Origin of the sequence: Rothia sp. HMSC058E10, assembly GCF_001809415.1 — a bacterium.
GTDB classification, from domain to species: domain Bacteria; phylum Actinomycetota; class Actinomycetes; order Actinomycetales; family Micrococcaceae; genus Rothia; species Rothia dentocariosa.
The window spans coordinates 1-300 of sequence record NZ_KV797599.1 but is presented as its reverse complement, the minus strand read 5'-3'; the positions used below and the strand labels follow the sequence as shown (position 1 = coordinate 300).

Here is a 300-nt window from a genome sequence, read left to right as displayed (position 1 = left end):
AAGTACATGCGGTGGGTCGTAGTCTCCATTCCCATACCAGGAATGCCGATACCGTAAGTCATTATCCGCACTTTGCAGAATCTGTGCCATCCACTTTGCCTGCAAGTATTCAGGGCCTTTATCGTCTCGGAATAACGCGTCATAGTCCCGCAACACCACGAAAACTCCCTGACTTAAATCCAACCAATGCAAATCTTCCATATACTCATAGATCAAATTTACTGGATCATCAGGCATTCCATAAGGATATTCAATAGGCCCTAAAAGCTCCTTAAAATATTCATTCTCGGTCCTTGCCTG

General features: G+C 44.3%; 1 pseudogene. It reads right to left on the bottom strand.

From position 1 onward, the window contains the following. A pseudogene (locus tag HMPREF2609_RS10995) lies at positions 1–300 on the bottom strand (hypothetical protein); the annotation flags it as partial.